The 15037-nt window shown below is 42.9% G+C and carries 15 protein-coding genes; 9 read left to right on the top strand and 6 right to left on the bottom strand.

From position 1 onward, the window contains the following. Positions 1-29: 29 nt before the first annotated feature. Positions 30-152 carry a hypothetical protein gene (locus O9332_RS02490; protein WP_288023514.1) on the top strand — a complete coding sequence of 41 codons (123 nt, stop codon included), beginning with the start codon at positions 30-32 and terminating at the stop codon, positions 150-152. Here O9332_RS02490 and O9332_RS02495 read toward each other — a convergent pair. Further along, entirely contained in the window at positions 109-2703 is a 2595-nt protein-coding gene (locus tag O9332_RS02495) for an Eco57I restriction-modification methylase domain-containing protein (RefSeq protein ID WP_288023504.1), read from the bottom strand. The two genes, O9332_RS02490 and O9332_RS02495, sit on opposite strands and share 44 nt — an antisense overlap. Before the next feature lie 237 nt (positions 2704-2940). Continuing rightward, positions 2941-3663: a Uma2 family endonuclease gene (locus O9332_RS02500; protein WP_288023506.1), complete on the bottom strand. Its 723-nt coding sequence runs from the start codon at positions 3661-3663 to the stop codon at positions 2941-2943. A gap of 331 nt (positions 3664-3994) precedes the next feature. Between O9332_RS02500 and O9332_RS02505 the strand changes: the two genes are divergently transcribed. Next, complete coding sequence (locus O9332_RS02505) at positions 3995-5788, top strand: fatty acyl-AMP ligase (protein ID WP_002763465.1); 1794 nt, start codon at positions 3995-3997, stop codon at positions 5786-5788. Between the two features lie 325 nt (positions 5789-6113). Here O9332_RS02505 and lspA read toward each other — a convergent pair whose 3' ends face one another. The 3 genes from lspA to bioB are packed head-to-tail and all read right to left on the bottom strand — an operon-like array spanning position 6114 to position 8309. Further along, the gene (gene lspA, locus O9332_RS02510) at positions 6114-6581 is read right to left on the bottom strand and encodes a signal peptidase II (RefSeq protein ID WP_002763467.1); all 468 of its coding nucleotides are present in this window, start codon (positions 6579-6581) and stop codon (positions 6114-6116) included. Between the two features lie 11 nt (positions 6582-6592). Then, positions 6593-7243, bottom strand: a complete 651-nt coding sequence (locus O9332_RS02515; protein ID WP_002763469.1) for a biotin transporter BioY — start codon at positions 7241-7243, stop codon at positions 6593-6595. After that, positions 7215-8309: a biotin synthase BioB gene (gene bioB, locus O9332_RS02520; protein ID WP_002763471.1), complete on the bottom strand. Its 1095-nt coding sequence runs from the start codon at positions 8307-8309 to the stop codon at positions 7215-7217. Before bioB ends, O9332_RS02515 begins: the two co-directional genes overlap by 29 nt. 133 nt (positions 8310-8442) lie before the next feature. Here bioB and rfbC point away from each other — a divergent pair, with 133 nt between their 5' ends. From rfbC to uvrC, 7 genes are all read left to right on the top strand, one after another. After that, entirely contained in the window at positions 8443-8988 is a 546-nt protein-coding gene (rfbC, locus tag O9332_RS02525; protein WP_002763473.1) for a dTDP-4-dehydrorhamnose 3,5-epimerase, read from the top strand. Between the two features lie 5 nt (positions 8989-8993). Beyond that, positions 8994-9869 (top strand): dTDP-4-dehydrorhamnose reductase, encoded by an 876-nt coding sequence (gene rfbD, locus O9332_RS02530; RefSeq protein ID WP_002763475.1) that lies wholly within the window; start codon positions 8994-8996, stop codon positions 9867-9869. A 4-nt stretch (positions 9870-9873) separates the two neighbouring features. Beyond that, a complete protein-coding gene (locus O9332_RS02535) occupies positions 9874-10947 on the top strand; it encodes a glucose-1-phosphate thymidylyltransferase (protein WP_002763477.1) in 1074 nt (357 codons plus the stop codon). Between the two features lie 270 nt (positions 10948-11217). Further along, positions 11218-12303: a 3-isopropylmalate dehydrogenase gene (leuB, locus tag O9332_RS02540; protein WP_002763479.1), complete on the top strand. Its 1086-nt coding sequence runs from the start codon at positions 11218-11220 to the stop codon at positions 12301-12303. Positions 12304-12382: 79 nt separating this feature from the next. Next, a complete protein-coding gene (locus tag O9332_RS02545) occupies positions 12383-12643 on the top strand; it encodes a hypothetical protein (protein ID WP_002734814.1) in 261 nt (86 codons plus the stop codon). A gap of 129 nt (positions 12644-12772) precedes the next feature. Further along, on the top strand, positions 12773-12919 hold the full coding sequence (locus tag O9332_RS02550) for a hypothetical protein (RefSeq protein WP_002763481.1): 147 nt from the start codon (positions 12773-12775) through the stop codon (positions 12917-12919). 4 nt (positions 12920-12923) lie between these two features. Continuing rightward, complete coding sequence (uvrC, locus tag O9332_RS02555; RefSeq protein WP_002763483.1) at positions 12924-14801, top strand: excinuclease ABC subunit UvrC; 1878 nt, start codon at positions 12924-12926, stop codon at positions 14799-14801. Here the strand turns inward: uvrC and O9332_RS02560 are convergent. Beyond that, the gene (locus tag O9332_RS02560) at positions 14763-14957 is read right to left on the bottom strand and encodes a hypothetical protein (RefSeq protein ID WP_288023511.1); all 195 of its coding nucleotides are present in this window, start codon (positions 14955-14957) and stop codon (positions 14763-14765) included. The genes uvrC and O9332_RS02560 overlap by 39 nt on opposite strands. Positions 14958-15037: the final 80 nt, after the last annotated feature.

The following is a 15037-nucleotide window of genomic DNA, read 5'->3' on the forward strand; positions in this document are numbered from 1 at the left end:
CCCTTATAGAGAAAGGCATTTAGCGATTTTTGTCAATTGTTTTTGCTCTAGAGCGAACTAATCAATTAAGTCTCTTGCCAGATAAGGATTTAGTCGATTTATGCCCCCCTATCGAACCATACCAAGTAACGAAGAACCATATTTTTTTATAGCCGGATAGTCGTTAATATTAATTCCCCTTCTTGTAAAAATCAACCATTTATTTTGATAATTAATCCGCCATTTACGCACATCATCACCCACAGCTAAAGGTTTAATAATCTCTGCACTTTTCGGGTCTTTAGCAATTAATTCTGCTCGTTTTGCACCATCAATCACAAAAGCTTGATTAAATCCAGTTAATACACCTCGATAAATCTGTCCGTTAACATACTCACCTAAAGTAATACCGGCTGCTGCCATTTTCTGTAAACGGTTAGCAGAGGACGCATCAGTTAATAACCAATTTGCTCCTTTAATCGCATCTTTTGGTAAATTCTGTCCAGTCTTTTTAATAATAGCTAAGACATCAGGATAAGGTTCTTCTAAGGATTTAACTTGAGTAAAAATCGGTAAATTACTAATTTTACTACTCTTTTGAGAGATAAAAATCATTGGGAAAGTGGCTGCGGTTGCAAAAACTGGCAACTCCCCAAAATCGGTAATACTTCTCACCTGACAAGTATCAGCGATATGCTGTCTTAACTTCTCCCCATACTTTGCCCGAAACCACTTATTAGAAGAAATAAAAGCTAACATTCCCCCAGTTTTAAGTAATTGTAAAGCTCTCGCATAAAAGAAACAATATAAATCCGATGTTCCCGTATAAACTTCCGGGTAAACTTGCTTTAAAGTTGGTTTTAAATCCTTAATTAATTCCTGTCTCACATAGGGGGGATTTGCTACCTGAATATCAAAACCTCCCTCCGCTAATACCTCGGCAAACTCCACCACCCAATCAAACCCTTTTGAGATAGCTTCCTTATCACTCGCAATCACAGAAGCACTGCCATGGGTTAATAAAGCAATCTGTTTCTTAACCTCATTAATCTCCTGTTCAAGACTTTGTTTATCACTGCCTAAATGCGCTCTTAAATACTTGGCTTTAGCTTCCCTAAACCGATGGATAAACTCCTCGCGCACCATCCCAGAACCTTGGGGATTAGGAGCAGTTAGACTATCTCCTGTTTCAATTTTAAACTTCAAATTGGGTAGCGGTGGCGGATTATCTCCCTCATATTCAACCGCTAAGGAAAGCCATAACCTTAAGCGAGCAATATTAACCGCAAAAGGATCGATATCAACTCCATAGATATTAGTTTCAATAATCTCTAACTTGCGCTGATAAACCGTTTTATAATCAATGCCTTTAGTGGCAAATAAACACTGACGCAAATCTAATAACTCATGCAACATTCCCAATAAATAAGCTCCACTTCCACAGGCAGGATCACAGACTTTGACCTGTTTTAAGGTTTCTAAAACTGCCTCTGGATTCTTTAAATTAATAGCATTATATTCGTCAACAAAAAGCTCAATCGCTTCTTTGTTTTCAGAAGTTAATTTACTGCTTAAATATCCCTTCAAAGCCTCCCGACACATAAAAGAAACTATCGGTTTAGGTGTGTAATAACTGCCTGATTCATGTCTTCCCGTGACTAATTCCTCAAACACTTTTCCCAACATTTCTGGGCCCACTGCTACCTCCACATCAAGGGGTGTACTCTCAGTTACAGTGAAATTAAAATTACTAAAAAGGCCCTGTAAGATAACATCGATCGCCTGATCGGGTACTATTATATTAGGATTGCGGTCATCTTCATCCTGTTCAAATAATCCCCCATTAAGATAGGGAACTGTGCCGATTATTTGCCGAAGAAAACCACCGTTATTGATACCAATAATATCCGTTTGTTGGGGATTATTCAGTCCCGTAAAAAACAGATGAGTCAAGCGATTATGATAAAAGTTTTTGTGCGAGGTGCTGTTATCATTCTGATAATCCTGCCGTAATGTTTCTAGATAGTCTGTTTGTTCGTTAAACTTCAGCCAACCCTTTTTCTGGATAAAAACAATAAACATCAGGCGATTAAATAGCTTCTGAGTAAATAGTCTTCTCTGGTCAGCATTAGGGATAGTTTTAGTAATTAATTGCTCAACTTTTTCAAAGACCGAGCGATACTGTTCAAAAAATTTCTTAGTAACTTTCTCAACATCAAAAGCTTCATCATGACGTTCCTGAATCGCTAAAGGAGACTCGGAACTAATATTATCTAAATCTAGTAAACTTAGGCGTTCTGTGGCGGTTCGTAACTGTTCCCCCGGACCCACTGTAATTCGCCGCAAGACTTGCCTTTTTTCTTGTTTGACATCATATTTAACATTGAGAAAATGCCACCGTTCTTGGTGGAAATCAGAGAAAACAAAGAGAGTGTAGGGATGGTTTTTTAGCAGTTGAGTGACGACAAGACGCTCTAAATTGAGCAGCAGTTGCTTAGAGTTGAGACGAGCATAAATAACCTGAAAATCTTCCCCCCCAGAAGCTAATAGGATTGGATCTTCTGCTAATGCTTCTACTGCTTTATCTGGCCAATTGCGTCGGGACAGGGTTTGATTTTCTCGCTCGTAATTTAACTCAGACCAGAATAATTTTTTGAGCGCATCCAATCCTCTCAGGGATGAAAGAAGGTCATAAACTGACTGCCGAAGTTCAATATCACTCATAAGTTTTCCCACGACTTCTCATTTAGGTTTACTTTCTCTAAGTAGCTGGTTATAAATCCCCCCTTGATCCCTAGGGTTGATTCATGGCAGGGTTGATTCATCGTAGGGTTGATTCATCGTAGGGTTGATTCATCGTAGGGTTGATTCATCGTAGGGTTGATTCATGAATCAACCCTACCCTTAATAAGGGGGTGTCTGATTTTAACATCTGACTACTTAGGACTTTTGCCACTTCAGTTAAATTGTATCGGGATCGATGCCTAATTCTCGCAATTTTTGGGACAATTTTTCCTTAGCTTGTCGTTCCCTTTCTTTTTCTAAAAGAGCCTGTTCTTTTTCTAAAAGAGCCTGTTCTTTTGCCTGTCGTTGCTGTAATTCGGCTTCTTGAGGAGTGGGGACTAATTGACCATCGGCGGTAAAATAACGCAGTTTACGGTCAAATATGCCTAAATATAATCCTAACTGTTCACTCCAGAGATAACCCTGTTCATTGGGAGAAATGGCTTGATATTGTCCCTCAATTAGTCTAAATCCTTGCAATTCTAACGTATTAGGATCGAACCAAAAATAATTAGGAGTGCGAAAGGTATTTTGATAGAGAATTTTCTTGTTATTGCGGTCAATATTAGCCGTATAATCGGAGAGAATCTCGACAATTACATCCGGATATTTACCCTGTTCTCTCCAAACCACCCAACTTTTGCGGGGACGCTTTTCGGTATCTAAAACCACAAAAAAATCGGGACCCCAGAAATCGCGCTTTTTCAGTTGTTCTTCGTTGTAGTAGATGGTTAGATTTCCCGAAGCGTAATAATCACTCCTCTCGCGCCATAATAATTCTAGACAACTAAGGAGAATGATGATCTGTTGCAGGTGTAGATCACTTTCCAATGGTGGTTCATCACTCCATAAATCTGTGGGGGGACAGGCAACTTCTGGGATTATGTCTAGGGCTGTCATGACTTTTTCCCGGTATTTTAGGATTGATTAATTATAGCTTTTTTCTCACAATTGCAGAGATAGGGCGGGGGGATTTTAACCAATAACTTAAGTAGGTAGGCGTTAAAAATTATCAGACACCCCCCTTATCAAGGGTAGGGTTGATTCATGAATCAACCCTACCTTATCAAGGAGGGCAGGGGGGATCGAACCTAAAATCCATTTTTAATTTAATTATAACCAGCTACTTAATCCTACACCTTGACCGATCGCCTTCGGCACTTTATCCTAGCGCCATGGGCAAATATGTTAAAACTTCTATACAATAGCGCCAATAAGCCCGATAACAACGATGACTGAAACCCTAATTCAACCCACAACCCTAGTAGAACTCTTACGTTACCGCGCCACGGCACAACCAGAGGGCCATGCCTACACTTTTCTTATCGATGGTAAAAAAGAAACCCCACCTTTAACCTACAGTGAACTCGATCGCCAAGCAAGAGCAATCGCCGCCTATTTGCAAAAATACCAGGCCCAAGGGGAACGCGCCCTATTACTCTATCCTCAAAGTTTAGAAGTAGTGGCCGCTTTTTGTGGTTGTCTTTACGGGGGAGTGATTGCCATTCCCGTCCCCCCACCGGAATCGGGACGACTTAAGCGCACTCTGCCCCGTTTACGGGCAATTGTCAAGGATGCTAATGCCACCTTTGCCCTAGTTACCGAAAGTATTCTGACTCTTATTGAAGGTGTTAAGGAAGAATTCCCAGAATTCGACCAAATGAAATGGATTACTACCGAAAGTATTGATATTTCCCTCGCGGACCAATGGCAAGATCCCCAGGTGGATAAATCGGCGCTTGCTTATCTGCAATATACCTCCGGTTCGACTAATATCCCCAAAGGAGTGATGTTAAGTCATTTTAACCTGATGCACCATTGCGGTTACTTGCAAAAAGCTTGTGGTTACGAACCGGATAGCGTTACCCTCACTTGGATGCCCTATTTCCACGATTACGGGTTAGTCGAAGGTATCACCGTCCCCCTCTACAACGGTACACCCTGCTATCTCATGTCTCCCTTTGCTTTTATTAAGCGTCCGATGCAGTGGTTAAAAAATATTACTAAGTACAAAGTTACTCATAGTCAGGCCCCCAACTTCGCCTATGATCTTTGTACTCGTAGGATTAAAGCTGCCGATTTAGCGGAATTAGACCTGAGCAGTTGGCAGGCCGCAGGAAATGCCGCCGAACCGATTAATCCGAAGGTCATGGCCAAATTTGTCGATACTTTTGCAGATTACGGCTTTTCTTGGCAAACTTTCGCCCCTGCCTACGGATTAGCTGAATATACCCTCTTGATTTCCAATAAACCCAAGGGAACCACCCCAATTATCACCGCTTTGGATGCAACCGCCTACGAACGCGGTAAAATTGTCCCTGTAGGCTCCGATCGAACCACGGGAGTTAGATACGTCCCCAGTTGTGGTCGTCGCGTCTGTGATACCCGTATAGCTATGGTTAATCCCGATACTTTCACCCTTTGTGCAGCCGATGAAGTGGGCGAAATTTGGGCCAGTGACCCCAGTATGGCCGCTGGATATTGGCAACGGGAAGACGCAACCAAAGAGACTTTTCAAGCTTATCTTGCTGATACAGGAGAAGGACCGTTTTTACGCACAGGAGATTTAGGTTTTCTTCTCGATGGGGAATTGTATATCACGGGACGGATTAAGGATTTAATTATTGTCCGTGGCAGTAATCATTATCCCCAGGATTTAGAATGGTCAGTACAGCATCTTAATGAGGTTTTTCGTCCCGATTATGGTGCGGCTTTTTCCATTGAAGATAATGGGGAAGAACAGTTAGTTATTGTCCAGGAATTAGAACGTCGCAGCGGCGAATTAGATACGGCTAAATTAATCGCCGATATCCGTCAAGAAATCGCCGAAGAACACGAAATTATGACCCATGCGATTGTTCTGGCTAAATCGGGAACAATTCTCAAAACTGCCAGTGGCAAAATTCAACGCCGCGCTATTAAACAGAATTTTCTCAATGGTAATATGAGTGTTATCGATGCTTGGTCAGAAAATCCTGAGTTAGTTAGTAAATTTAATCGCTCTATTTCTCAAACAGAAGCATAGTTTTTTGGGTGGGCATTGCTCACCCGATCGAGTATAACAGAGGCAGGGGGCAGGAGGCAGGGGGCAGGGGTAGGGTTGATTCATAGTAGGGTTGATTCATAGTAGGGTTGATTCATGAATCAACCCTACCCGTTGGGGGCGTGGCGCCGCCCCCAAACCCCGGAGCGCATTAGTTTTTCGGTGGTATGCTTACAGACGGCTGCTGATATATCTGTAATAATTTAAGAGTCACTCCACTTGCATTTGAACAGAACAAGTAAGGGCGAAGCATTCGGATAGGAAATCTACGGTTTCAGCGATAGGTTATCGCTCGAATGCTTCGCCCCTACGGGACCCTTGACTTGTGGGGAAAGGTAGAAATTAATAGGCAAATAATCCCGATATTAATAAAGACATCAGCCAGATTAAAAACAGGAAAATTAATCAATCTAAAATCGAGAAAATCCACCACATAACCAAACAAAAAGCGATCGATGCCATTGCCGAAAGCCCCTGCTAAAATAAAACCGTAGGCTAATTGTTCCCAACGATTTAAATGCGGTCCAAAGTAAGCAAAAGCCATTAATCCCAAACTAACTAATAAGGATAGCCATTTTAGCCAACCAACACCGCCCCGAAAAACACTAAAAGCCGCCCCGGTATTAATCACATAGGTAAAATGAAAAACCCCCGGAATAATCGGGAAAGTATCACCAATTTGCTCAAAACTCTGCACGGTTATATACTTAGTTAATTGGTCTAAAATTAGACCAAGCACCGCCACTATCCAAAACCAGCGATTCTTTTTTAACATTGGCTGTGGCATCAATAAAATAATAATTTACGGAAGAAAAAGGCAATAATTACCACCACACAAATTACTACTAACTGCCCTAAAAATGGCCAGACTGAATAATTCATAAATAGGGTGGGCAAACTATCGGGAAAGGTGATTTGACTGGCTTGGGGCTGAAAAATCGACAATCCCAGCATATATAATAAACCGCACAGATGAATAACTAACAAACCGGCAAAGGCACTTAAAGCCAGGGTTTCTATCTTGGCGCGCCAGCGAAAAGCCAACCAACCACACAGCCATGCCCCCGGCATAAAGCCCAAAATATAGCCAAAACTGGGTTCTTTCAGATAACCTATTCCCCCACCCTGAGCAAACACAGGCAACCAAGTTAAACCGAGAAAAATATAGGCCACCTGGGCAAGAAGCCCGGCATTTTTGCCCCCCAGACAGCCCGTTAACAATACTGCCCCAATTTGGTAAGTTATGCCTAGTTTTTGCGAAGATAGACCCGCAGCCGACCAACTAGCTAGGCTTACTGGAACAAATGTACTAAAGATTGTCAGCAACAAACCAATCAAGGCCCAGATTAACTCATTGGGAACCGATGCGGAAGTGCGCCGGGGCGGAGAGCCTCGTCCTCGACGTGATTTAGGTTGCCTGTTGGGGTTGGTATTCACCGGGGATGGGGGCTTCTCCTCCTATTAAACTAAGATCAGCCAACATCGCCTGATCCTGTTGGGGGGGTTGTCCTAGAGTGGTCAAATAATGCCCAATCAGCATAGCATTAATTCCCGATTTTAGCCCCAGATTTTGCAATTCTCCCATCACCGCCTCTCGTCCCCCGGCATAACGGAGGATTTGTTGAGGTAAGATAAACCGGAAAATAGCGATCGCTTTTAGGGCAGTCAAGGGATCCAGTTTGGGTAAATGACCTAAAGGGGTGCCACTTCTGGGGTTTAATAGGTTAATCGGCACGGATTCCACTGCTAATTCCGCCAGGGAAAAAGCTAAATCAATGCGATCAGTCCAACTTTCCCCCATACCGATAATTCCCCCCGTACAAGCTTGAATTCCCGCCGCTTTCAGGTTTTTTACCGTTTCTACCCGATCCTGCCAACTGTGGGTGGAGACGACGTTAGGATAAAAATTCTCGGAAGCTTCCAGATTGTGATTATAACGGGTAACTCCAGCTTCTTTTAAGGCCTGGGCTTGGGCAAGGGTTAACTCTCCGAGGGCGCAACAGGGTTTAATCTTGGCCGTTTCGATGATTTCTTGAACTGTGGCCAGTATTTCCTCGAATTCCTGCGATTTAGGGCTATTGTACTTTAATCCCCGGCCTTGACTAACTAAACAGAAGCGTTTGGCCCCCGCGTCGGCTGCCGCTTTCGCATGGCTGACGATTTCCTCGCGACTTTTTAAACCGTAGATAGGCGAATCTTGACCGGGATGGTGGGCGGATTGGGAACAAAAACTGCAATTTTCCGAACAACTTCCCGATTTTATGTTGATAATGCTACATAAATCTACCGTATTACCACAACAGGCCTGACGAATGCGATCGGCAGCTTCACATAAGCTGAAAATATTTTCCTGACCTTCGATCGCAGTTAAAGCTAGGGCCTCTTGCTTACTGAGTCGATCGCCGGCGATAATCTGATTAGCCCTAGTCTGTAACCAGTTTTTTAAGGCTTCTCCCTCCATGGGGATAGATTGAGTAGCGGTGTGTGTAGAGACTTGTACCACGTCGTTTATGCTCTGACTAAGTTAGGCTCATCTTATCATTATTCAGTTACCGGGGAAAGATTAATAAAAAACTTTAGAAAAAAATGCCCTTTTGTGCTAGACTACCCGCAAAAGTTATCTTGTCTCCGATTTTATGAAAGTTATTCCCACGGAAATTCCTGATGTTTTAATCATTGAACCGCAAGTTTACGGAGACGATCGAGGTTTTTTCTTGGAGAGTTTTAATCAGAAAGATTTTCGAGAAAAAACTGGAGTCAATACCACTTTTGTCCAGGATAATCACTCTATGTCCTTAAAAAATGTCCTGCGAGGATTGCACTATCAAATCCCCAATCCCCAGGGTAAATTGGTGCGAGTGGTGAACGGTAGTGTTTTTGATGTGGCCGTGGATGCGCGTCAAAGTTCCCCCACTTTTGGGCAATGGGTAAGCTGTGTTTTAAGTGCGGAAAATAAACGTATTTTCTGGGTTCCCGAAGGTTTTGCCCATGGCTTTCTAGTTCTCTCTGAACGAGCCGAATTTCTCTACAAAACCACTAATTATTATTATCCCCAATACGAAAAAACCATTTTATGGAATGATGCCGATTTAGGGATTGATTGGCCCCTAGAGATTCCCCCGATTCTCTCCCCTAAAGACCAAGCTGGACAACCCTTTAAATCCGTGGAAGTTTTCCCCTAAAGACAATGAAAAAAGTTTTACTAATTGGTGCTAAAGGTCAAGTGGGACAAGAGTTACAAGTAACTTTACCATTCTTGGGCGAAGTTATTAGTATCGGTCGAGAAGAACTAGATTTAACTAACTCGGAAAAAATCGGCCAGTTAATTAGGGAAATTCACCCCGATTATCTGGTTAATGCCGCCGCTTATACGGCAGTGGATAAAGCCGAAACCGAGCCAGAATTAGCCTATGCTATCAATGCTACAGCCCCGAAAATCATGGCGGAATCTGCCGAGAAAATTCAAGCTAAATTTCTCCATATTTCCACCGATTATGTGTTTGATGGTCGAAAAAATACCCCCTATCTAGAAACCGATCTAACTAATCCTTTAGGGGTTTATGGACAATCAAAGTTAAGGGGAGAAGAGGAGATTAAAACTGTTAATTCTCAGGCAATTATCCTGCGTACTGCTTGGGTTTACGGCAGTTATGGCAAAAGTAATTTTGTCAAAACCATGCTGAGATTAGGCAAGGAAAGAGAGGAGTTAAAAGTAGTTGTCGATCAGGTGGGAAGTCCCACTTGGTCCAAAGATATCGCCACGGCCATTACTCAGCTTTTAATTAATGTCGATAATCCCGCAGGAATCTATAATTTTACTAATAGCGGTGTCGCCAGTTGGTTTGATTTAACTAAAGCGATTTTTGAGGAGGCAAAAATAAGCGGTATTCCCTTAAAAATTCAGAGAGTAATTCCCATTACTACTGCTGAATATCCTACCCCAGCAGTGCGTCCAGCCTACTCGGTTCTTTCCGGTCAAAAAATCTCGCAACAATTGGGTTATATTCCTCCCTATTGGCGGGATTCTCTCAAAGCTATGCTCAACCAACTATTTAATCTTTAAAACTATGAAAGCACTAATTTTATCTGGTGGTAAAGGTACGAGGTTACGTCCCCTAACCTATACGGGTGCAAAACAGTTAGTTCCCGTTGCCAATAAACCGATTTTATGGTATGGAATCGAGTCAATTGTCGCCGCAGGAATTACCGATATTGGCATTATTATCAGTCCCGAAACCGGGGAAGAAATTCGTCAGACCACGGGCAGTGGTGAACAGTTTGGGGCTAAGATAACTTATATTCGCCAAGAACAACCAGCTGGATTAGCTCACGCGGTCAAAACTGCCCAATCTTTCCTAGGAGATTCCCCCTTTATTATGTACTTGGGTGATAACCTAATTGAGGATGATTTATCGCCCTTTTTAGACTCTTTCCAAAAACAGTCCCTTGATGCTTTAATTCTCCTGCGAAAAGTGTCTAATCCCAGTGCTTTTGGGGTGGCAAAAGTAGATGAAACCGGCAAAGTTTTATACTTAGTCGAAAAACCCAAAGAACCTCCCTCAAATTTAGCTTTGGTGGGGATTTATTTTTTTGCCCCCACCATTCATCAAGCGATCGCATCTATTCAACCTTCGGCAAGGGGTGAGTTAGAAATTACCGACGCTATCCAAGAATTAATCAATCAAAATAAAGCAGTAGAAGCCAATAAACTACTGGGTTGGTGGTTAGATACGGGTAAAAAAGATGACTTATTAGAAGCAAATCGGATTATCCTTGATACCAGTCTAGAAATCGCTTTGCGGGGAGAAATTGATGCTAATAGTCAGGCGATCGGAAGGGTACAAATTGGTCAGGGTAGTAAAATTATTAATAGTACCATTCGCGGCCCTGTCATTATTGGAGAAAATTGTCACATCGAGAATTGTTTTATCGGTCCCTATAGCAGTGTGGCTAATGGAGTAAAATTAATCGATGCCGACATAGAACACAGTGTAATTCTCAAAGATGCCACGATTATTGGCATTCATCAGCGCATAGTTGATAGTGTGATCGGACGACGGGCAAAATTAGAAATTGCCCCCCAACGTCCCAAGGCTTTACGCTTTATGATCGGGGATGATTCCCATGTAGAATTAGTGTAGTTAATGGGGATTAACTACCCCTTTAATTAGGGTTTGCGGCAAAAAGTTTTTCCTGGGTGTAGGGTGTAGGATTTTACCGATTTTCAGAGGTTCAATTACCTAATTTTCAGGGAAAAAGTGCCTGAATTTTCCCCCCAATCACTCCAATCGCTGGCACTTTTTGATGGGAAAAAAGTCTAAAAGCCTTATCCAACAAGGTTTTTAGATTTATTCAGCCAACCCTAACTATGTTATAATTAAGAGTCTGACCTATTTTACCGTTCTAGAACTATGACGCAACAGTATCGCATTACCCTACTACCCGGCGATGGCATCGGGCCGGAAATCCTCGCTGTCACCGTAGAGATACTGAAAGTCATCGCTAAAAAATTTGACCTCCAGTTTGACTTCCAAACCGCTTTAATTGGAGGGGCAGCCATTGATGAAACCGGCAGTCCCCTCCCCGAAGCAACCCTGAGCGCCTGTAAAAATAGTGATGCTGTTCTCTTGGCCGCTATTGGGGGTTATAAATGGGATAATTTGCCCCGGCAGCAAAGACCAGAAACGGGATTATTAGGCTTAAGATCTGGTTTAGGTCTTTTTGCTAATTTACGTCCTGCCACCATTTTTCCGCAATTAATCGACGCTTCTAGTCTCAAACGGGAGATTATCGAGGGAGTGGATATCATGGTCGTCCGGGAATTGACCGGGGGTGTTTACTTCGGTCAACCGAAGGGGATTTTTGAGACGGAAACGGGAGAAAAATGCGGTGTAAATACCATGGTTTACTTGGAATCGGAGGTGGACCGCATCGCTAAGGTAGCCTTTGAAATTGCCCAAAAACGCGGCAATAAACTCTGTTCCGTCGATAAAGCTAATGTTCTTGATGTTTCCCAACTCTGGCGCGACCGGATGACGAAAATGGCCGCTAATTATCCCGATGTGGAACTTTCCCATCTCTACGTCGATAACGCAGCCATGCAGTTAGTCCGGGCCCCCAAACAATTTGATACTATCGTCACGGGCAATTTATTCGGTGATATTCTCTCCGATGAAGCGGCCATGTTAACCGGTAGTATCGGAATGTTACCCTCCGCTAGTTTAGGGACTGCTGGGGTGGGAGTTTTTGAACCCGTCCACGGTTCGGCCCCAGATATCGCCGGCCAAGATAAAGCCAATCCGATCGCCCAGATTCTCAGTGCTGCTATGATGTTAAGATATGGGCTAAATCAGCCTTTAGCGGCAGCAGCACTGGAAAAAGCCGTAGAAAAAGTCTTAGAGTTCGGTTATCGTACCGGAGATATTTTCTCGGAAGGTATGACCTTAGTGGGATGCCAAGCTATGGGCCAGGCCATCCTAAAAGTTTTAGAATCCTAACAAAAGTGGCATAATCGGAAATCGTCATATACCATTGATTTAATAAATATGTCAATTTAATCGTGGGGAGACGAGTGCTATGGTAGCCCTATCCGAGAAAACAGAACAACAACGTGTCGATATGGAAATTCCAATTTTGTTAGATCCTACTGTCTTACGGGCGGCCAGACGCATTTATCGCATCTACTGTACCCTCAATAGCAGAGTTAGTAAACGTCCTTTCGGTGTCGCTATTAACCGCGACAATCATCGGGGCCAATTAATTTTTAACAATAAACCGATTCTTCTCCCCGGTGAATGTTTCGTCCCGATTAAGCAAATCGAATCAGAAGCCTATTAATTTTTGTGAAGATTTGCCCTAAATATCTTGCCAAACGTCAGCTAATACCCACTGGCGTAATTTTTTTGTCTAATATAGGGTTTGCTGAATAAATCTAAAAACATTGTTCGATAAGACTTTTAGACCTTTTTGAAATCCAAAAGTACCGGCCATTGGAGTAATGGGGGGGAAAATTCCTGGACTTTTTCCCTGAAAATCGGTAAAACCCTACACCCCACACCCTACACCCCACACCCCACACCCAAGACAAACTTTTTGCCGCAAACCCTAATATAAAAAGATGTTCGGGAATAATCTTAACTCTACCCTAATCCAAGACCTCGATCGCCTAGAAAATCGTCTTCGGGAAATTCCCCTCGAACCGGGGGTTTACTTCCTGCGCGACCAAAATGGCGAAATTCTCTACATCGGTAAATCCAAAAAACTCCGGTCTAGAGTCCGTTCCTATTTTCGTCCCAGTCAACCCCTCAGTCCCCGCATTGCTTTGATGGTGCGACAGGTGACGGAAATTGAATTTATCGTCACCGACACGGAAGCAGAATCTTTGGCCCTGGAAGCTAATCTAATTAAACAACATCAGCCCCATTTTAATACTCTCCTCAAGGACGATAAAAAATATCCATACATTTGTATTACTTGGTCGGAAACCTACCCGCGCATTTTTATTACCCGCAAACGTAGCATAAATAACCAAAAAGACCGTTATTATGGTCCCTACGTCGATACAAGGCTGCTGCGCCACACTTTACACCTAATTAAACGCACTTTTCCCCTGCGTCAACGTCCCCAACCTCTTTTTAAAGACCGTCCCTGTTTAAATTATGATATCGGTCGTTGTCCAGGGGTTTGTCAAAAATTAATCAGTCCCCAAGATTATCGGGAAACCTTGCAGAAAGTGGCGATGATTTTTCAGGGAAGGACGGGAGAATTATTAGACAAATTAGCGACAAAGATGCTCGCAGCGTCGGAAAACCTAGATTTTGAACAAGCGGCCACGATTAGGGATCAAATTCGCGGATTACAGGCTCTTAATACCGATCAAAAAGTCTCTTTACCCGATGATACCGTATCCCGGGACGCGATCGCTTTAGCTAAAGACGAGCAGCATTGTTGCATACAATTATTCCAAGTGCGTTCTGGTCGTTTGGTGGCACGTTTGGGATTTTTTGCCGATAGTCAGTCAGCAAACGAGGGAGAAATCCTGCAAAAAGTCCTGGAAGAACATTATTTATCGGTGGAAGGGGTGGAAATTCCCAGCGAAATCCTGCTACCCTGCGAATTACCGGAAGGTGAGGTGTTAGCGGGGTGGTTAAGGGAAAAAAAAGGTCGCAAAGTCGAGTTAACTGTCCCCCAACGGCAAAGTAAAGCGGATTTATTAGCTATGGTCGAGAAAAACGCTCTTTATGAGTTAGAAAAGACGAAAAGAAGCGCCGACCGAGATTTACAGTCTTTGCAGGATTTAGCGGTAATTCTCGATTTACCGGCACTACCCCACCGCATCGAGGGTTATGATATTTCTCATATTCAGGGTTCTAATGCAGTCGCGTCGGGAGTGGTGTTTATCGATGGGGTGGCCGCTAATCAACATTATCGTCACTATAAAATCAAAAATCCCGAAGTTAAAATCGGCCATTCCGATGATTTTGCCAGTTTAGCAGAAGTAATTCGCCGGCGTTTCCGTCGTTATGCCGAAAATACCGATAATATTGCCGAAAGTGATGATTTTCCCGATTTGGTCATGATTGATGGGGGAAAAGGACAATTATCAGCAGTGGTGACAGTTTTAGGGGAGATGAATTTATTAGAACAGGTAAAAGTTGTTAGTTTAGCTAAACAGAGAGAGGAGATTTTTTTACCGGGGGAATCCTCTCCTTTAGAGACAGATAAGGAACAACCCGGAGTGCAATTATTGCGTCGAGTCAGGGATGAAGCGCATCGCTTTGCTGTTAGCTTTCACCGACAACAAAGGATGCAAAAAAGTCGCCGTTCCCGTCTTGATGAGATACCCGGGTTAGGTTTTAAGCGACAAAAAGATTTATTAGCTCATTTTCATTCTCTGGATTATATTCGCGAAGCTTCCCTAGAACAATTGCAACAGGTGACAGGAATTGGCGAACAATTAGCTAAGGAAATTTATAATTATTTTCATCCTAAGTAGGCTATCCATTAGTCGGATCTTTCTTAACAAAAAGAGAAGAAACTTAAGGTTCTTCGTTACTTGGTATGGTTCGATCAGGGGGCATAAATAGGCTAAATCCTTATCTGGCAAGAGACTTAATTGATTAGCTCGTTCTAGATTGAAAACAATTGGCAAAAATCGAAGCAATGTCTTTCTATATAAGGGTTTCATCCCTTATAACTCCCGTCCATTGCATAACACAAACCGAAGAACCA

This window comes from Microcystis sp. LE19-10.1B (genome assembly GCF_027530565.1).
Lineage (GTDB): Bacteria > Cyanobacteriota > Cyanobacteriia > Cyanobacteriales > Microcystaceae > Microcystis > Microcystis aeruginosa.